Origin of the sequence: Methanobrevibacter ruminantium M1 (assembly GCF_000024185.1) — an archaeon.
In the GTDB taxonomy this organism is placed as follows: domain Archaea; phylum Methanobacteriota; class Methanobacteria; order Methanobacteriales; family Methanobacteriaceae; genus Methanobrevibacter; species Methanobrevibacter ruminantium.
The window spans coordinates 436,952-456,611 of the sequence record NC_013790.1 but is presented as its reverse complement, the minus strand read 5'-3'; the positions used below and the strand labels follow the sequence as shown (position 1 = coordinate 456,611).

At 44.4% G+C, this 19,660-nt stretch carries 17 protein-coding genes; 1 reads left to right on the top strand and 16 read right to left on the bottom strand.

Annotation, left to right across the window (positions count from 1 at the left end):
• Position 1 precedes the first annotated feature (1 nt).
• The 4 genes from dptF to MRU_RS11640 all read right to left on the bottom strand — a co-directional run bounded on the left by dptF (position 2) and on the right by MRU_RS11640 (position 4,319).
• Positions 2-2,251, bottom strand: coding sequence for a DNA phosphorothioation-dependent restriction protein DptF (gene dptF / locus MRU_RS01650; protein WP_012955129.1), 2,250 nt, complete (start codon positions 2,249-2,251; stop codon positions 2-4).
• Between the two features lie 637 nt (positions 2,252-2,888).
• On the bottom strand, positions 2,889-3,530 hold the full coding sequence (locus tag MRU_RS01645; RefSeq protein ID WP_171776157.1) for a cysteine peptidase family C39 domain-containing protein: 642 nt from the start codon (positions 3,528-3,530) through the stop codon (positions 2,889-2,891).
• A gap of 37 nt (positions 3,531-3,567) precedes the next feature.
• On the bottom strand, positions 3,568-3,726 hold the full coding sequence (locus MRU_RS11890; protein ID WP_012955127.1) for a hypothetical protein: 159 nt from the start codon (positions 3,724-3,726) through the stop codon (positions 3,568-3,570).
• Positions 3,727-3,728: 2 nt separating this feature from the next.
• Positions 3,729-4,319: a hypothetical protein gene (locus MRU_RS11640; protein ID WP_143714283.1), complete on the bottom strand. Its 591-nt coding sequence runs from the start codon at positions 4,317-4,319 to the stop codon at positions 3,729-3,731.
• 174 nt (positions 4,320-4,493) lie between these two features.
• On the opposite strand from MRU_RS11640, the gene MRU_RS11885 reads away from it, so the two are divergent.
• Positions 4,494-4,637 carry a hypothetical protein gene (locus MRU_RS11885; RefSeq protein ID WP_171776156.1) on the top strand — a complete coding sequence of 48 codons (144 nt, stop codon included), beginning with the start codon at positions 4,494-4,496 and terminating at the stop codon, positions 4,635-4,637.
• Between the two features lie 620 nt (positions 4,638-5,257).
• On the opposite strand, the gene MRU_RS01635 is transcribed toward MRU_RS11885, so the two are convergent.
• The 12 genes from MRU_RS01635 to MRU_RS01585 form a co-directional block, all read right to left on the bottom strand.
• On the bottom strand, positions 5,258-8,566 hold the full coding sequence (locus MRU_RS01635) for a hypothetical protein (RefSeq protein ID WP_012955125.1): 3,309 nt from the start codon (positions 8,564-8,566) through the stop codon (positions 5,258-5,260).
• Between the two features lie 2 nt (positions 8,567-8,568).
• Complete coding sequence (locus tag MRU_RS01630) at positions 8,569-11,607, bottom strand: hypothetical protein (protein WP_012955124.1); 3,039 nt, start codon at positions 11,605-11,607, stop codon at positions 8,569-8,571.
• A gap of 1 nt (position 11,608) precedes the next feature.
• Positions 11,609-14,011 (bottom strand): phage tail protein, encoded by a 2,403-nt coding sequence (locus MRU_RS01625; protein WP_143714282.1) that lies wholly within the window; start codon positions 14,009-14,011, stop codon positions 11,609-11,611.
• A gap of 209 nt (positions 14,012-14,220) precedes the next feature.
• On the bottom strand, positions 14,221-14,355 hold the full coding sequence (locus MRU_RS12130) for a hypothetical protein (protein WP_265101241.1): 135 nt from the start codon (positions 14,353-14,355) through the stop codon (positions 14,221-14,223).
• 576 nt (positions 14,356-14,931) lie between these two features.
• A complete protein-coding gene (locus MRU_RS01620; protein ID WP_048812366.1) occupies positions 14,932-15,111 on the bottom strand; it encodes a hypothetical protein in 180 nt (59 codons plus the stop codon).
• Entirely contained in the window at positions 15,089-15,529 is a 441-nt protein-coding gene (locus MRU_RS01615) for a hypothetical protein (RefSeq protein WP_012955122.1), read from the bottom strand. Before MRU_RS01615 ends, MRU_RS01620 begins: the two co-directional genes overlap by 23 nt.
• Positions 15,530-15,534: 5 nt before the next feature.
• A complete protein-coding gene (locus MRU_RS01610) occupies positions 15,535-16,815 on the bottom strand; it encodes a phage tail tube protein (protein ID WP_012955121.1) in 1,281 nt (426 codons plus the stop codon).
• Positions 16,816-16,826: 11 nt separating this feature from the next.
• Positions 16,827-17,336: a hypothetical protein gene (locus MRU_RS01605; protein WP_012955120.1), complete on the bottom strand. Its 510-nt coding sequence runs from the start codon at positions 17,334-17,336 to the stop codon at positions 16,827-16,829.
• Positions 17,333-17,770: an HK97 gp10 family phage protein gene (locus tag MRU_RS01600; protein ID WP_227717044.1), complete on the bottom strand. Its 438-nt coding sequence runs from the start codon at positions 17,768-17,770 to the stop codon at positions 17,333-17,335. The genes MRU_RS01605 and MRU_RS01600 overlap by 4 nt, the downstream gene beginning before the upstream one ends.
• Positions 17,771-17,772: 2 nt before the next feature.
• Positions 17,773-18,186 (bottom strand): hypothetical protein, encoded by a 414-nt coding sequence (locus MRU_RS01595; RefSeq protein WP_012955118.1) that lies wholly within the window; start codon positions 18,184-18,186, stop codon positions 17,773-17,775.
• A 16-nt stretch (positions 18,187-18,202) separates the two neighbouring features.
• The gene (locus MRU_RS01590) at positions 18,203-18,646 is read right to left on the bottom strand and encodes a hypothetical protein (protein ID WP_143714281.1); all 444 of its coding nucleotides are present in this window, start codon (positions 18,644-18,646) and stop codon (positions 18,203-18,205) included.
• On the bottom strand, positions 18,612-19,649 hold the full coding sequence (locus MRU_RS01585) for a hypothetical protein (RefSeq protein ID WP_012955116.1): 1,038 nt from the start codon (positions 19,647-19,649) through the stop codon (positions 18,612-18,614). Before MRU_RS01585 ends, MRU_RS01590 begins: the two co-directional genes overlap by 35 nt.
• Between the last annotated feature and the right edge of the window lie 11 nt (positions 19,650-19,660).

Sequence of the window (19,660 nt, the reverse complement as noted above, 5' to 3'; positions counted from 1 at the left end):
TTTAACCCCTCTTAAATTCAAAAGTGCCAAAATCATTTGACTCAAATAAAAATTCTTCATAAGTTTCTAAACTAATTACATATAAATCATCATCTGTATCTTCATCTAATAAATTATTAATAAATTCATCTAAAATTATTAAATCGTCTTTATCTGATTGATTAGGCTTAAAACCATTATATAATTTCATTATGTATTGATATAATGAAAAATCAACATTTAAAGGTATTTTCTTTTTGTTAGATTCAACTGAAAAATAAATTTTTATATCTGTTTTAAATCTATTTCCTAAAAAGAGACCATCTAATAAACTTTTTTCAAATTTATCAACAGATGGTTTTAATTTTAAATTTTTATACACTTTAAATGAATCCAAAGTGTCAATACATATAGTATTCTTCTTATAGGAACCTTTCCAATTAAAAATAGCGTCCTTAACTTCAGTGAACAGATATTTGTAATCCTTATGAGACTGTGTATTATAGGCATACAGATATTTTAAATAATTTAAATAAACCTTATCCTTGAAATTATTCTTGATAATGCTCTTTCCATAGAATACTGCAAACCTAATTAGAATATTGGTGACCTTCTCTTTTTCAGAATTGTTAAACTCCCTAAAATCAACCAGATACTCTCCATACTCTTCAAGGAAATTAAAACGAGTGAAATCAAAATAACGATTTAATATCTTTTCAGTATCGTCATTAATGTTCAAGTCTATTATGAACTTATCTAAAGATTCATTACGATGCAATGTCGGATCCAATTCATTGCATAGCTTCAATAAATCTGACCTTTCTGGATATCCGAAGAGTAAATTAGGCAATGAATAGTCCATGAAATCATTGATATTGTCCAAATCCTCACTTTTCAGGAATTCCGGAGGAACTATTATCTCATAAATGAAGTTCAATAAGTCTCTAGTTGAAATGATTTTTCTGTATTTTATGAAAATCTTGATTAAATAATCAATGATTGTCTTCTGGACCTCCTCATCCATCAGCATCTCATAATTATAGATTATAGGATTGATAAAGTGAGAGTCCTTATCCTTGAGATATGCAACATAAAAAGGGTTTGTATCCTCCTTTTGGGTTATCTTATTAAATAGGGAAGAGATGTACTTTGATGATGTGTAGTTTGAATTTTCATCATCATTCAATTCAAACATGTTGTAATCACTGAAAGTGACAAAACTAACCTTATCTCCATAAATGTTATCTGAAACCTCATTAGATTCAAATATGTTCGCTTCTTCTATAATTAACTTGAGTTTAGTGTAATCTTCATTAGCATAAGATGATTCCAGGAAATTGTTCAATACACCCAAGTTAATGGCTAAAATAAGTTTTTCTGTCGAATTGTTAAGATTATTGTCATTGAAAGGTTCCAATACTGAGGCTAAAGTGTCTATTGCATTCTTTTCAGGATCAAAACTCTCTGTAGCATCATAATGGATAGCAAATTGATTAAAGAGTTCAGGGTTTTTCTTTTTTAAATTTGCAATCAAGTGTGATTTCCCATCTCCAACACTACCGCAAAGCATAATCAGATGAGATGAATTAAAACTAGTGGCTCTGTTCAATGCCTTTAAAAAATCTTCTTGAATAGATCTGTCAATATGAAGATATTCCTTAAATTCGCTTAAGTTATCGTCTTCAACAGCTTCCTTTGAAGAGTCCTTAAGTTTAGACAGTTCATTTAACAGGTAACTGTCATCATACTTTTCAAAAAGATAATCATCCAATGGACTTGAAATAAACTCTCCAATATTTTCATTATCCTCTGAAGTCTCTGAAGCAGTCTCTTTAGGCTTAGAGGCAATGTCCATAATAGGGCCCGTATAATCTTCCGCTGAAAAATTAGTGTCTCTATATTCCTTATAGAAATATGCGCAAATTAGATACAGATAGGCATGCAGAATATTTGCATTGTCTTCAATATCACTTAAATGCCCATGGACAGCCTTATTTCTAATTTTACGAATATGGTTTAATCTTTTATAAATATCATAAGAAATGATACCCTTATATCCAAGCATTTCCAATCTTTTCTTCTGACCAGAGCTTATTAAGCCATCTTGACCTTCAAGTTCACAAATGTTTACAGTTATTATCTCTGAAGCCTTTCCTGCACGGATAATTGAATCCAAATAGTTTCCTTCTACTAAATGTTTTTCACAAAACATGGCTTCATTGCATATATCGGCAAAACTGTCCCCTAAAAAATAAAAGCAATGTTTTTTCATCTAAACCCTCAATATTATATTAACTATATTATAATATGAAATGTTATTAATAATAAAAATTTCTAAAAAAAAGTTTAAAAAAAAGGACTAATCCTCCTTATAAAAAAACATATGTAAAGGGGGTGATATGTAATTGAGTAAAGGTTTAGTAAAGGATTAGCCCTGTAATAATAAATTTAGTTTCAAGGTATAAAAACTTTTTGTGGAGTGGAGAGTGGGTAGAGATTATCCTTGCTATCCCAAAAAACAGAAGAGTTCTGCAAAACCAACTTCCTAAGGATAATCTCTTCAGAGGCACAAAAGGAAAAATAGTACACCCAGAAGTAAAAAAAGCAAGAAGTAGTGAGAAAAAAAACTTTCATGCCTCCTGATAATACATTGGACTTCAGCATATAAAGAGGATACCTAAGAGCGTTTGAAAAGTAAAAAAATGTTTGAAAAAAAATAAGAATGAGAGTAGGGAGAGATTATCCTTTACATCCTTCATGTACCAAACCACTAAGGATAATCTCAAATCGAACATGGCTTGTATATATGGTTACTCCCTTCACAATATCAAAGGAAAAAGCCATGTCCTGTATAATATAGTTGCACTCGACAACATAAAAAGGTTGTTACAGAGCATGTGCAAAGTAACCTATGCAGGACAGACAACATAGTAGTTCTGCCTGTAGCCCTTGTTAGCATTGTCGAGGCAGCTGAATTTGTACTTCCTGTTGACTCCCTTGGCAGGATCTGCCACAACATAGTGGGTTGAGGTCATGTCCCAAATGAGACCGTAATGACCGAAGTTTCCAGTATAGTCTCCCTTGCAGTTCCTGCTCTGGTTCACTTGCCAATGGCAGATTACAGGGAAACCTTTCTTCAAGTATTTCTTCACTTCCTTGCTGTCTCTTTTGATAGGAATTATCTTGAACCCTAACTTCGGAGCATTGGCTATCAGCTGTGCAGGGCTTGTTCCACTGCCCTTGCTAGTTCCCAAAGCCTTAGCGCATTCACTTTCTGACTTATAGTGATATAGCATTTGTGAGGCAAGGGACAAACTGGTTGGGCAACAGGTGTAATTGGTGTTCTGGTAGTCCATCACAAGAGGATTCCTTGCAACGGAAGTCAGTGTAACATAGTTAGGCTCCCTTCCGTTCTTAATCCAGAATATGTTTCTGGACTCATACAGTCCTGCATATTCCTTTGGAACCAACTTATACTCCTTATTCCTGTCCATGTCATACATTATCAAGTAGTTAGGCAACCCTTCGCCCTTTCTTAGCCACTTGAACATTCTCTTCGCTCCGTCCTGGAGCATGTCTCTGCTGAATCTAACCATCCAAACAACTCCTTAACTTCTCTTTCTTGTATTCTCTCATCTTCTTCATCTTCACTGTACATATAACAGGATTGTCATCTCCAAAATCGCAATAGAAAGGAGGATAATCCTCATTCCTGAAGACACAATTTCTGCAACTTTCATCATTCATATTCAATCACTCAACTCAAAGTTTCCGAACTCGATGATGCCTGAGCCCCAAGATAGGATTCCGACGGTATTGTACATCTGATCCTCCGCACCATAGCTCAATATCTCATCATCAAACTCGAATATCAGGTCCTCGTCAAAGTATATGTAGGCTACATCATAGTCCCTTTCAATCCTTATGTGATGAGTGCCTGTGTTGAAATAGCTTCCTGACAATGAGCTTTCAAGCCTTATTGCAGTGCCTGTGGAATCGAATGTCTCAATCATGGTGTTTGAGATGTCCTTGAAGATTGAGATTCCTGAGTTTGTGTTTGAGTTAGGGTTTGCACCGAAGTAGAAACCCTCACGGTTGTTCTTGCTCAGGATAAGGTCGAACTCGAGGACATATGACTCACTGTCAGTAAACTCCTTGTTGAGCCATCTTCCGCCCACAGCCTGCAAATAGATTGAACTTGCCCTTGAGGAAGGCATTCTGCCTGAGCCTGCGGTGTAGTTTGACGCATCGTACCAGTCCAAAGGAGGCACAACCGTAACCGTTGAGGAGACATTGCCGTAAGTGGCAGTGAATGTTGTGGCTCCGTTCAGTCTGCCCACATTCACTGTTGCTCCTCCCATCGAATCCGTTACAGCGGTGTATGATGAGCCGTCGCTTCCAGCGATGGATATTGTTGCTCCCTCTACCATGCTGTTGAAGTCGGTGAGACCGACCACCAATATAGTGGAGGCGGCAGTTGAATTTTCGGATCCTGAAATCACTAAGGAATAGTCATGGACAGGAACATCAATCAAGCCATTGAAGACCAGATGGGTGCTAGTGGCGGCTATGACTACTCTCCATTGGTTCTGCTGAATGTTCGGCACCTGAAGCACAAACTCTCCGTTGGCATTGGTGGAGCAGCGCCTTATTCCTAAATCCGTTACTAGAGTCAATGTAACATTCGCCTCCATTTGCCTGCGGGTAACAATCTCTCCGTCAACAATCTCGTCAACAATCGTTCCGACGGTCCCTGACAGTATGGCTGTGTCTCCAACCTCATACTCCTCCTCGTCAAGGATGAACTCGACATCCCATAATGACTTTGCAGGATTGACTGTGATTGCTTCGCTGACAGCAGGAGGATAATAGTCATCTCCATCAAAGACAGCATAGAGCTGAGCGCTATCATAAAGGACCACATCAAACACGTTTTCTCCACTTCCAGTTGTAATGGTTGCAAGGACATCATCGCCGCTTTTAAGGGAAATTGCCTTATCATCCAAGCCATCGCCTTCCCCATCCTCAAATGAGGCGGAGATGTGGGCGCACCTGCCCCTGCGAGTGTCCTCAGTAACATTGGCAATGCTCAGAGCAGGAGCAGGAACACCAGAAACGCTGAATATCCTTTCCTCAACTCCCTTGATCACCTCCGAGCTCTCGCTCACATCACACCTGTAGCTTCCGTAATCTTCCAATTCCTTCTCATCAACAACATTTCCGTATCCTCTGACTTCCTGAGGACTCACTGTAATCTTCTCGACCATATATTCAACTCCTAAAATGGCGGATTGATCGGACCATTGTAATTGTAGACATGCCCTGGAGGACTGCCGTATCCCTTGATGTAGTGGTTCCAAGGGTTCTTTCCGTTCTCGAACTTGCAGGTGGGGTCTACATAGCACCAAGAGCCTGTCTCCTTGACAGTTATCTTGGTGAACACATGACCTCCCTTGCCTCCGCTCACATTCACATACTGCAACCTCAACTTCTCAGTGCAACCTGCTGCGTCCATCAGCGTAAGCATGAACCTTGCACCATCGCAGCAGTTGCATTTCCTCTTCCTGCGAACCCAAGAGACTCCATGCTTGAAGTTCCTGTATTCAACCCATTTCAGGTTCCTCTTGTGTCCGCACCACTTCGCTATCTTCTTCGCAGCAGCAAGACCTGTACTGTTTCCCACAATGCTCAAAGCCAACTGCACAATGGCTTTAGGAATGTCATTAGCCAACACAACCCTTTCCTTGGAGCTTGTGTTCTTCTTCTCCTTGACGGTTACTGTTACTGTGTCATAGTACATCTTGCCCTTCTTCAAGGTGTAGGCTTCTGACTTTGTGCTCCTTGCAGGCTTCTTGTAAATCTTCAAGTCCTTATGGCTTGAATTGTGGTTGTTCCCGAAGATTGACCAGTCCGCATCGCACTTCTTGCAAAAGATTTGACCTTCTGCGGAGCCTGATTCTCTCCTTCCGGTAGCAGGGAACTTTCCCCAGCTTCCATGCTCGTTTCCTGCCCAGAAGATTGACCAGTAGATCTCAGTGCTTCCGCACATAGGGCATTTCCTTACGAACACTGTCCTGTAAAACTTGTATCCGTATTTCGCAAGCTCTCCGCTTGCGCTTGGGCGACCTATCGCCATGAGATACTTTCCGTCAGGGCTAACGCCGTACTTGCTGTAGTATCTCTTGGTGCTCCTGGTCTTTGCTTTGGTCTTGGCAGTACTCTTGGAAGAAGCCTTTTTCTTGGAGGATGTCTTCTTGGTTGTCTTGGACTTTGTCTTCACCACAACAGGCTTCTCCACAACCTTCTTTCCGTAGACATTGGCTTCAACGGATGTTGAGCAGTCAAGGTATTCCTCGTCCCCTCCGAATCCTATGTCGATCTCATAGTTTCCAGGATCGTACTTCATGTTGATTGTTGCATAGCCCTGTGCATTGGTTAGCTTGTTGTAGGAGGCAACTATGGACTGGCTATCCTTATTGTAAACTGTGAACGTTATCATCTGGTTTGCAGGATACTGAACGGAATCCGGATTGGAATTGTCATAGTCAAGGTTCACAAGCCTTGCAGAAAGGGTCTTGCTGTTAGGATACTTGAAGCTGACGTTGTAGGCGTCGATGAATGTCTCATTCTGAATGTTCTTTATGGTGGAGCTGAAGGTGTAGTTTGACAGCTCAACCGTGTTCCTTGAAATGTCATTGGCGTCCTTCACTGTCTTTGTCACGCGAGCGGTAACAAGCTCAGTGGAGTTGGGTAGCTTTATGTAAACCTTATCGTAGAGGCTGTAGTCATTGAACCTTCCCTTTCGGAGATTTGCAACATCCACGGAAACATTGAATTCAGGATACATCTTCTCCTTGAGCTTCAATGCCACATCATTGTAGATTGCATAGGCGTCCTCATCGCCTGTCTCCACCATGCCCATCTTGGGTCTTGTAACTCTCCTTTCGTCTCCATTGTCGGACCTTCCGCTGATGTCAGTGTACTGTGTCTTGAGGACGGCATCGGTCGCCACGTGCAAGTCTCCGCCGAACTTTGCAAACGGAGCTCTCCAGTAAGCTGTCGCCCTCCAGAACTCCCAAGTGTTGTTTGAGCTGTCTGATGTGTCAATGCTGTCATTCGGCTGCACGGGTCTTGAATAGTAGTTCCTGCTCACATCAAAAGTGCCCAAGCTTGACTTTGCATTGGCAAGTGTTGTTGCCTTGACGTTCACCCTTTCAAGAATCATCGGGATAATCTTCCCCTTAGGTATGCTGAGATTAGTGTAGTTACTGATTATGGTGTTCATATTGGCTCTGGTGAGACCCTCGGAATCGTCATCAAGGCTCAGCACAGGGCTTATGGCTGTGAATGTGTCCTCCTCGTTTGTCTCAAAGAACACCTCCTCCAAGTTGTATCCGAAGTCAAGCACCTCCTCATGCACATGCCCGATCTCCCTGTTTATGCAGGTGCGGAAGACAGCCCTGTTCCTGCTGACATCAAAGATTTCAAAATACGAATCGTCAGGGATTACAGTGCTGCTCCTCTGCACCGGCTCACTGCTTGGGTTCACAAATCCTGTGCTCACAACATCGCCAACTGCATTGTCCAACATCACAAAGCTTTTCCCATTGACGCTCAGTTCCACGAAGCTTTTCTCCTTGGACAATGTGATTAGGACATGCCTGTTCTCGCCTGTAAAGCCAACGCTCGCACTGCTCCAGACAAGAGGAGTCTGCTGTCTGTCATCAACATAGACATTTCCGTCGCTGTTGATGACCTCAAAGTCCTCGTTCACTATCCTGAACTCAATGCCTTCAGGATCAACGTTAAGCCTTGGAGTTGATGGAGGGAAGTCCACAATATCGTCCTCCTCCTCGATGTCATCATATATTTCGCTTATAGGATTTCCATCGCTTGTGTATGCCTCACAGTACTCACCGTCATCCTCATAGATGAAATCGTACTCGATGTTCAATTTCCAGTTCTTGCTCACGTTCACAGGATTCAGGAAATCCAGATAGCGATGTATGGTGTTGTCAAGCAAGTCCTTCTCATACCTTGTTACAAAGCGATTTCCAGTCTGCTCCTCAATGCTTCTAAGAAGGTTCAAACGGTTCATTGTTCCGTTTACAGTTATCCTGTTCGCATAGGTTCCCAAGCATTCCTGAACAACACCTATATTGAAATACAATCCGAACCAGTAGTTCAGGGCATTCCAGTCCACATCAACGGTCTGCTCTCCGTTGGTGGTCCTCAATGTGAAGCCGTTGGCACTTGTCAGTTCGGTCTGGCTGAACAATGGAGCATAGTATAGCTCAGCCAAGACCTCCTCAATCTCGCATGCAAAGTAGTTCTCCTGATAGACGCTGTTCTCCACAGGAGTGTTTATCACATAAAGGCAGTCCTCCAAGCTCTGGGAATTGCTAATCCAGATCTTGTTACCTATCCTGAAAAGATCCCTGTCCTCAACATAGTCCTGAAACTTGTAGTTGAACTCCAAAGTCCTCAAGCCCAATTCCTCTATGGTCTCATTGATGGTGCATAAATCAGGGTCAAGGAATTGCAGGAAGTTCTCCTCATTGTCCATAACAACAATAGCTATGCCCATAATCACCACCTCTCGTTGTAGCTTACTGTCCTTATGTTGCACCCTGTCCCTTCAAACTGATACTCTCCATGAAGGCTGAACCAGTCCACATTGAAGTCGCATGCTCCGCTTATGTCAGTCATCTCGGAATCGTCCTCATCCGTTTTCAGAACAACAGTATGGCTTTCGCAGTCTATCTCTGCAATCATTGTTTCCCATCCAGCAGTGTAGGTCATGTTGAACCTCTGTCCGCTCTTCCTTTCAAGGATTTCAACGGTGTCGCTCTGAGGCTTGAATGTTATTACAGGATTGACAGGAGCAATTCCCTGAACATAGCCATCTACTCCTGTGGAATAGGTCTTCTTGCTGAAGGCAGTTCCGCTAGGAATGGTGAGCTTCGCCTTTATGTTGTAGGTGCTGATGTCTGACTCGACGCTCAATGCGCTCTCCATCACATACTCAAAATAGACGTCAGGATAGTGCGAGAACTCAATCCTGTTGGGAATCGGACGGTTATAGTCATCCCTTTCATTCACGAGAACCTTTGACAGTTGCCTCAGCATGTCAGTGCTGCTTTGGAAATCGCATTCTGCAATGTAGAGAATAAGCTCAATCTCCTTTTCCTTGATGTTCTGCCTATATGCGTCATTTGTGTCGGTGCCGTCTATCGTAAGGAAGCTAGTATCTGTCTCAAGCCCTTCAGGAATGATAACGTCATCGGTGAAAACCCCATAAAAGCTTAGGTCCTCTTCATTTATCTTGATGTTTATCTTCTGGTCCTGTATGAATTCAAGATAGAATGTTATCTTCACGTCCTGGAAATTTATGTTTGCCTCAGTATCATGTATATTGTTGTTCACGGTTAGCTCAAGTTCAAAGTCATCAAGATTTGTAAGGTCAAATGTGGAGAAGCCCCAAAGGTCTCCGAACCCTCCAATCCTGAACTCGTTTGTGCTGTCAAGGGTCAGGTCATTCTCCTCGATGATAATGCTTCTTGTACCGCTTATTCCAGTTGGAGACTTGAGCTTAGCATTCACTGTAAGCTCATCGCTCTGCTCAAGTGTTCCGCTAACCTCGATTCCCCTTATAGTCATCTCCTCGTTGGTGCCGTAGCCCTCATCGAAGGGAAGAGTGTAGAGGATTATTGGAGTGCTGATGTTGAACTGCTCTATTCCCAATTCGCTTGAATCGTCATTTGAGAGAACATTCTCCAAAGGAATAGGATAGTTTCCGCTGGGTTCTCTTTGCTTGTAGACATCCTTCTCAACTATGCAAGGATTTGTGTATTCGACAGTTCCCACATCATAATCATAGCCATCAGCCTCATTGTAGTCTCCGGTCATGATGATGCAGAGAGGATAGTCCTCATTGTAGGTGAACTCGCATTCCAGATTGTCGAACTCATTCACATTTGCCAAGGCATCGCTCCAGTATTCGGCATTATTGAAGATGTCCTCATTGGTGAGGCTTTCATAGTCTGTGCTGTCCTCAACAGTTTCAATGATTTCACCGTCGACCTCTTCGGAGGTTACTGTTATGTTATCGGCTATTGCATTGTTGAACACTCCAAGGCGAAGGTTCCTGTACCAGTCCCGAGGATGTGTGTCATCTGTAATGTGCTTCATGTATGCCTGTGCGATGTATGTGTGGAGGCTTCCAAGCCTGTCGCACTCCTCATCGGACAGCCTCAAGACAGTGAAGCAAGGATTGCCCAACTGTTCCTCGGAAGGTCTGACATAGGCAAGGAACTGCCTCATGTCATAGTCAAGCTCATGGTTGTGCTCGTTCTCGTATCTCAAGGAGAACCTGTATGTTCCGACCTGACCTATGCTCAATGTCTTATTGAGGCTCCACTTGTCGCCTTCAGCCAATGCAACTTCCTCAGGAATTGATTCGTCATACTCCAATTGGGTTGACACATCGTAATGGCTCCTTCCGATCCAACTGCCGTCGACAAGCTTGAACAATGTCAATGCAATCCTTCCCCAATCGTCCTCTCCATTGCCTATGCGATTATAGACAGCATTCTCAGCATCAGTGAACTCGACGGAGAAAAGGAACTCCTCGCCTACATTGAGGATGAGATAGGAATCGTTTCCGCTTAATGTGTCCTCGTTCTCCAAGACTTGTGTCGATTCGCCAGCAGTCTCGCTGCCTGAAGGAGCAGGTCTCTTGCTGATGACGGCATTGAGGCTACTGTTTGCACCGTTAAGGCTCTCGGACAGTCTGAATGTTCCAGAATATGAGTCAGTGCCTTCCGGAAATGTTACATTAGGCTCAAATGCAAGGCTTATCTGCCTGCTTCCTGCCCTGCCCTGCAGCTGAGGGTTCCAGCTGAAAGTCCTGTTGTTGACCTTTGTTACGGTTCCGGTGGCTGCACCTGTAACGCCCTTATAGGTGAATCCAGCAGGAACCGTCAGCGTGCATGTAGGGTTGTAGCTTGTGAGGTTCTTGTTGCTTATGCCTAATGAGACCACATAGTCCTCATCCTCATAGGTTCCGCTGACATGCTTGACGCTTACGCTGTACTGGCTTGTGATGTACTCGACAGTAACACGGACATAGCTTATCCTCATGTATCCGTTGTAGGTGTTGCTGTTGGTAGGATAGTCAAGCTTCACTCCAAAATTTGCACTATTTACTTGTGCTCTAGAGAGCTTTCCATGAACGCTGAAAGCCTTTGTGTGAGTGGTCATAGTGGTGGTGCACCCGCTTCCCTTGCTGCTGAATCCGCTGACTCCTAAAAGTGAGATTGTAGGTCCTCCGATGTTGCATATGTGAGTCTTGTTCTTTGAGCTGTAGTCGCTTCCAGCATTCTTCCTATGCCTATAAGTTACTGTGATTTTAGTAGGTTCAGCACCTTCAGGAAGGCTGAATCCGAAGCCTTTGCATGAGACTGTGGACGGTCTGTTTGGAGACTGCTTCTTGCTTTTGATAAGAACACTGCTCACGGCATGCGCTCCGTCAGCATTGTTCTTTATGTTTGCCAGATTGCTGAAGGACACGAACTTTCCTCCAGTGGTCTGTGAAACGTTGCTCGGATATTTTGTAACACTTGCCATTCTAGACACCTCTTGCTCTCTTGACCTTTGCGATTATGCTGTTCTTCACCTTTGTGTCCATGCTTTGGAAATCAGGATTGCTCACGAGAGCCTGTATGACGCTCTTGTCGGTAACCATTTCCTTAAGCATTTCCAATAGCTTGTCCTCATCTACATCATTAGGCAGATTCTTGAAGTCAAACACGAATTCCAGTTCCTGCTTTATGTTCACGTCAAGGTTATCGTCATTTTTCCTGTTGAGATTGTAGTCTGTGGAATAGTCCGCATTGAAGCTACCGGTATCCAAGCCGAAATCAGTGAATCCACGGACAATGCTGTTACCTACGGATTGCCCGACATCAAGAGCAGTTGAATCCATGCTACCTACACGTGAAAGGGTGTTCTCAAATTCTGCAACAACCTTCTGCTGAATTGTACCTGGAGAGTGAATGTTCATGGCATTCAACAGTCCGCTGACTATGTTGCTTCCTATCTGACGAGCCTTTGAAACAAGTGCGCTTCCTGCACTCAGCATTCGTGAGCCTATTCCCATGAACTCATTGTAGACCTTTCCCGGCAACTTGCTGATTGGTCCTGTAACGGCACTCACTGTGCTTGAAGCCTTGCTTCGAGCATTGGAAACCCACTTGTTGGCACCGGATGAAATCCTGCTTGCAGTATTGGAGACATAGGTGCCGACCTTTCCTGGCAACTTGCTGAAATGGTTCACCACAGCAGTCAGGAACTTGCTGGCAGCATTCTTTCCCTTGGAGACAATTGAAGTCGCCCAACTGGTAACCTTTTGAATGATGTTCTTCAGATGGTTCCAGACCTTGCTTGGCAACTTGCTGAAGTAATTCACAACATTTGTCAGGAACTTGGAACTTGCACTCTTTGCCTTGCTGACAATGGATGAAGCCCAAGAGATCACGGAACTTATCATCTTAGCCAGATATGTGCTCACTATTGAACTCACACGAGTGAAGATTCCTGTCAATGCAGATATTATCCTTGTGAGAATGGCTACAACATTGCTTACAGCACCTCCAATGAACTCTGCAATTGCACCGAAAACGCTCATGAACACTGACTGTGTTTTCTGCAATGCAGGAACTATGCCTGGACTGCAACCTAAAAGTATGCAGACAATCATTCTCAAAGCCATGACAACCATTCCTACAGGTCCCAACAGCATAGGAAGGAATCCGGCAAATCCTCCCAATGCGTTCCAAGCAGATTTTACGGCATTCACAACCTTGCCTAAGAAGTCTCCCAACTGTCCGAAAACGTCAATTATCGCCCTGACAATGTCAAAGCTTCCTGTGGCGCTAGGAGGGAACAGCTCAGCCCAAGCCTTCCTAGCCCAATCGATGACTGGTGCCAATGCCTCGCATATGTCATTCCATGCGTTAGACAGGTCCTTCAGGAATCCTTGCACGTTAGGATTGTTTATGAAGGCGCTCCAAAGCCTTTGGATTCCTGCCCAAACAGCACCAATCATGGAGCCTATATCAGACCACCATCCGAAACTCTTTCCGACCTCATAGACTGCTACTGCAATGGCTATAAGTGCAACTGCAACCCAAGTCAAAGGGTTAGCCAAGATTGCAGCAGCCATTGCCCAGAAGCTTGCAGTCAAACCGCTGTTTGCGGCAGTCTGAAGCACAGCTGCGTCAGCGCCTGCAATCTGAGCTATTGTCAGGAATGTTGACTTCAAGGTTACTGCGTCCTCTGCAACCTCCATCAGTCCCAAGAATCCTGCTGTCCTCTTTATCGCACTTCCCACATCTCCAAAGACGCTTATCATAGGAGCAATGCTTGGAGCCACAGTGGCAAATCCGCTCACTGCACCCGCTATCATGACAAGGTTCTCAAACAAGCCAGGACATGTCTCCTTCAAGCCATTCAGTTTCTGGACTGCCATGTCTATGTATGGAGTGAACATCTCTCCCACATGCCTTCCTGCAACACGGAAGTTCTTCTTCAATGTCTCAAGGTGTCCTGTTGTGGTGTCGAGCATTCCGTCCATGTCTCCACCCTTCTCAAGAGCCTTGTCCAATGCCTCCTGATAGCCCTTGACATCGTCAGCGGCACCACTCCATCCAAGGTCAGTAAGGGTGTCCTTGGTGATTCCGAAGTTTGTCTTCAGCATGTCAAACTCGCCGTTCAGACCTCTTCCTGCCGCTTGCATGAGGGAAATCGCCTCCTCACCGCTCTTTCCCATCAAAATGGCTCTCTGTCCAACATCGTTCACGGTGCTTGAGAACATCATCAATTCCTCATTGCTCATTCCTGTGGACATCTTGATTGTTGACATAGCCTGTCCCAAATCGTCCAATGAGACAAGGCTGTGGTTAGTCATCTCGTCAAGACCCATGAAGTAGTTTGTTGAGTTTCCATTCAAGTCCTTGAAGACCTTGTTCACGCCTGTGAATCCGTTGAGCAGCTGATCTCCTGCCTTAGCGCCTCCCATTGTGGCGTTTGTCAAGGCAGTCATCCTCTCACGGTTCATAGCCAAGCCAACAGTCAGCTGTGAGATGGAAGCCATTCCTATCGCACCGATTGCAGAGGATATTATTCCTCCAAGACCGCTGAAGGCATTTCCCAAGTTCTGGACCTTTGACTTCACGGAAGTCAGTGCATTTCCCAATGCTGTCCTAATGTTTGTGGCTGTGGTCTGAACCTTGGTCTTGATTGAGTCCCACTTGTTGCCCAAGCTGGTCTGGATTGCTGTGCCCAAGACAAGTATCTTCCCTTTTGTGCTGTCAAGGGAATAGCCCATCTCGGAAACCTTCAGCTTAGCCCTGTCCAGATTGGAGCCAACGCTTGGGTCAAGCTTCATCTGGTTCAGCATGTTCGCTGCCTGAGCCGCACCGATTCCCACAACTCTCAGCTTGGAATTTACTTCCTCCAGCTGCTGAGCGGTTGACTTCATGTTCATCAATGACTTCTGCTCGGAAACCGACAATTGGTTGAATGTCTGCTGACCGGTGATTCCGATTCTTGACAGATGCTGAAGAACCTGTGCTGATACTGGATCAAATTCGCTCAGCTTTTCCAAGGTTCTCCTTTCAGCATTTGTAAGCTGGTTGAAGCTGGACTGACCGTTCACGCCTACCTGCTTCAGCCTTTGGGTTACCTTGTCCAAGTCTGTTCCAAAAGAAGTGAGTTCCTGATTGAACTTGGTGTTTGAAAGAGATGTGGTGAAGGTGCTGTCTATTGTGTTTCCCAATTTCCTGAAGCTGTTTTCAACCTTTTGGGCGACAGATGATGCCATGTCCTCTGCCTTGACTATTATGTTCATTACATTGCTTGACGGCAATCTCCTTCACTCCTGAAAAATAGCTAAAATTTACTTTCTTCCACTTTATTCATTTCCTGATATAGTTCAAGTCTTCCTTTTGCAAGGAATAATGTTTGAAGTATGGTCAAATCACTTTGACACCTTGTTAAATGGTAGCCACAGTAATCCAACCATAGAATCTGCCTACCTTCCTTTGATTTAATGAAAGGTATCCACGTCATCCTCATCGAGTTCTATTCCACTCAACCTTTTCACATGATTGAAAAGTTCCTCAAATAGTTTGTGAGGCATTTGCTCAATCTCGGTTTCGGACCAAGCCTCCTCTCCCACATTCTTCTCATTATCTAAAGATAAGAAGATTGCCTTGGTCTTGGCTTGGTGCTGTGCCTTCTGCTGCAATTCGAGATTTATCTTTCCTTTGCTCTCAACCACACTCTTAGGCTTCTGCCTTCTTCCCCTGTGTGCGGTCTCGTTGGTCTCGAAGATTCCCATAGCCTTTGCCTCAATCTCGTCGACCTCGTTGATCTCGGCTTGGGACAACGGTCTCAAGTACATCTCGTCTCCGTCCAAAGCCTCAATCTTCACCTTTTCAATCTTTTTTACGCCCTTTAAAATATCGGATTTCTTAACTACAACCATAATACCTAATCCTCTTCAATTTCCTCTACAGTAATGTCAAAGCTTTCCTCATCGTCATTGACAGAGATTATGCTTCCTGCAACAACATCATATCCTTCAACGATGACATCATACCTTCCAGGCTCCACATCATTGAAGGAGCAGCCTCCTGCACTGCCTGTGGTCGCCTCATAGCTCTCATCAGTAACTCTATTCACAATAGTTACTGCATTGCTTGCCACAGGCTGATTATTATCGTCCTTGACAGTGAGCCTTACGGTGGCGCTTGTAACACCCTCTCCGCTCTTTATCTCAGGCTGGTCATTCACAAGCCTGCAATACATGTCAGTCAATACGCGGGTTCCGTCCAACTTTGTGGCATATCCTGTTCCCATGGCGTCCAAGTTGAAGGTAACCTCAATCTCGTCAGCCTCGCTCAACTCATAGTCCACAGCAAAGATACATTCAGGGAAAGTGATCTCAAGCCTGTCGGTTGTGTCCTCACAGACATTGCAGATGAGCTTCAATGGAATCTTGCACAACTTACATTCAGACGGTTCTGTGCCTACCTCTCCGTATTCAGCCTTTTGAATCAGCTCCAAGGTCTCCCTTTCCAAAGTGGAGACAAAGGAAATGGATATGTCCCTTCCTTGAGCAGCAGCCTTCCTCTGCGGACCTCTGCTTCCTAAGCCGATAGTCTTGTCCACATTGATGTTGTTCTTTCCGTCAAAACTGAAACTTGAAACAATTCCTGGAGGAGCGTTCTCGTCTATCTCAACGGAAACGTCATAGAACATCAATGCCCAATCGCCGTCAAGAAGCTTCACCTTATAGAGCTCAATGTTCTCAATCTCATCGCTTTCCTCTGTCTTGTAGACAAAGTCAGCGGTGAACTTCATGTACTCGTCGCTCACCTCCATCTTGAAGTTGTCAAGCAATGAGCCAACGATGGTCTTCTCAAATATGTCAAAAGTTACCCAAAGAGTGAAGCTTGACAATTTATTGTTCTCTCCGCCCCAGAACTCATGGACGTTTGGATTGGAGCCTCCGTCAGTAAAATGGTAATTGTCCAGGAAAGCCTTGAGATAATGTCCTATCCTCTTCAAGTCAACTTCACCTTCGATGTTGGCAGTAGGCTTGTACACGCCTGCACGTGCCTTCTTCTTCATCCTTGAGCCGCTTGACTTTGTGTTCGGAGTGGAGTTCAAGGAAGCCTTTGCCTTGCTAACTTCCTGATGGAAGTCCGGCGCTGACTCCGCAACTCCATACCTTGCCTCTTCCTTCATTCCTACAACACGAATTCCCATAAAAATTCTCCTTAATCATATCTTCTATTACATTTCAACCAATCAACAACATAAACGAAATTAAAAATGATGCTGGTTGCAGGTATCCTTTCGCTCTTTCCCACAACCGTTACCTCTCCTACCGGATACAATGTCTCGAACTCCAGCTTGTGGAAGAACCTGTTCGGCATGGAATCATCAACTTTCACCTTGTTGAAGTTCTTCATCAGGCTTGAGCCAACCCTGCTGGCTAGGCTTATTCCCAATATCTCAGCCTCTTCCAAGTCATCGCTGTATTCCACGCATACGAACTCGAAAGGGACTGACATAGCTATCTTGTTTGAGAGATTTGGCTGACTGCCAGACCATCTGGTAGTGGGGTGCTGGACTATCCATATCGCAGGTGGGTCAACAGGAACGTCGCTGTTCACGGACGGAATGAGTGTCTCTACATCCTCAAGCAACCCTCCTTCGCAGATTTCCCTTTCAAGATATGCCTTGACAGTCTGAGGAACAAGCGAAGCAGTATTTACGAATCTCATGAGTCCATCTCCATCATTGCCCTTATCATGAATTCCTGCACTCTCCTTTCAGTCATTTCCATGCTTCTCTCAACAAACCTCTGAGGCTTCTGTCCTCTAGTCCATGGAACCACAACAAGCTTTCCCTTGAACTTTCCTTTGTTTGGTGTAAAGGCTAAGAACTTTCCGTTCTTAGGTCTTATCTTATGACCCAAAGGACCGTACAGTCCTGTTCCGTCATTCACGAAAATGGCATACTTTGCACTGCTTTTCACAGTCCTTTCCAATTCTCCTGTCTGGAAGATTACCCAAGAGCCCTGAAGCCTTCCATGATCCACAGGACTCAACTTCTTGAGGTTTCTCTGCAATTCATTTGCAGTCAACACAACTGTCCTTTTGGCAACCTTTTTGAACCTTGGCTCCAATGGCTTGAGTTCCTCAACGTCAATCTGCAATTTCACCAAGAGTCATCATCTCCAGTGATGACGAAGAAGTCAATCTCGTCTCCTTTGTAGCTTTTCCTTTCATGCACGAAAGGGGTCAAGTCCCTTTTCAAGTCATTTGAGAATATGTTGGAACTGACAGTCTGCACGTTCCATTCCTTGACCTGAATTACAGGAGTGTCCTTCCTTGCCTGTGCCAATGCGACCATGTTTGCAGTGAGCCTAAGGCAGACATTAACAACTGCTGGAGGTATCTCCTCCAAGTCATTGAAATCGTAGTTGCAGTAGGATATTATAAGTCCTTCTGCCTGCAGAATCCACTTCTCAAGCAATGTTTCCAGGCTGGAGGTGTCTCCCTTCTCGAACCTGAATGTCTGAGGCTTGACTCCTGTGAACTCGATGACATCTTCCGTACCAATCCAAGTCATATTGCCATCTCCTCAATCAAGGATACTCTGCCTCTTCCAATGGAATCTCCTTCTGAGGACCGACTGCTGCTGGTGGACCTTCCAAGCTTGGACTGTCATCATAGTCTCCATCATAAACTGATTTGATAAGTTTGTAGAGTCTCTTGTGGCTTCTCCTGTCTATGACGGAAAGTTCTTCCCATGGAGGCAACTCAGGAAAGGAATCTCTTATGACAGCATACCTTTTCTTCATGCTTCTCCTTTCAATCACAGACAGTTCGTTCCATTCAGGAAGACCTAACTCATCCTTCAAAACATTATAAAGCTTTCTAGGAGACTTGCGAACGGATATTGCCAAGTCCTCCCAATCAACCAATGCCATCAGTATCGCCTCAACCAATCCTATAAAGCAAATGAGAAGCACAATGATATGCGAAATCATACCATTATGCTCTGGAGAGTTCAGGCAACGCCTCCGCATCGCTTGAATTCATTACGCTTACAACTGCTCCGTTACGGAAGTAGTAGTCCACATCGCCGCGGATACGGAACCAGTATCTTGTGAGCTCGTTCTTGGCAATCCTTTCAGGCTCTACAGAAAGATTCTTCCATATTCCGTAAGCCAAGTTCTTAGGGTTTGTGAGCATGGAACATACTCTGTTGCCGAGCATTCCCCTTCCGTCCTCATCGTCCAAGGTGGAGCAGTGCTCGATAGGTATTCCCTTGTAGGACAAGGCGTTGAACCCTATCTGTGCGGAATCACCCAAGCCAGTTCCCCTGTTTATGAGGATGTTCCTGTATGCGTCCTCGACTTCAAAAGGAACATAGAACTTGAGCATTCTCCTGTTTTTCCTGAATCTTGGAGGCAATGCCTTGATCATTGCGTCGAACATCGCTTCAGGACCGTCCTCAATGTCAAACATTCCATTGCTAGGAGCTATTGACCTGCTGGATATGTGGTTTGCGCATTTCTTGAGCCATCCGTCATTTGTGTTGAGAAGAGGGTCGTCGCTTCTTGCAACTTCGCTGTCAGCAAACAATGCCCAGTATTCCAAGTCCTCTCCAATCCTTTCTCCCATCATCTGGAGAAGGGTCTGCTCGAACTGGGCTTGTGTCATGTTGTCCTCCTTCTCGTCATCCTCGATTTCGCACATTGCCTTGAGCTTCTTGACGTCCAACTCGTTTGCTCCGAAGTCGACGTCAGCCGCAGGAATCTCAGGGTCGGTCTCGCCGTTCACGTCATATCCGTTTGTGAGGACCCTTCCGTTTATTCCTACCCTGTTGAGATGCTTCTTGAATGATTTCATCAGCTTGAAGTCCGCATCTCTTAAAATTGTATTGTCTAATGTTGCTTCTCTAAGGAAGTAACCTAGCTGCTCGACGTTCAATACAGCCTTTCCTGTCTCCATGTCAGTCCTCATGGACTTGAAGACTGCCTTTTCCTGCTCGTTTACCAATTGGTTTAAAGTAGCTTCGTTTCCCATAGTTACACTTC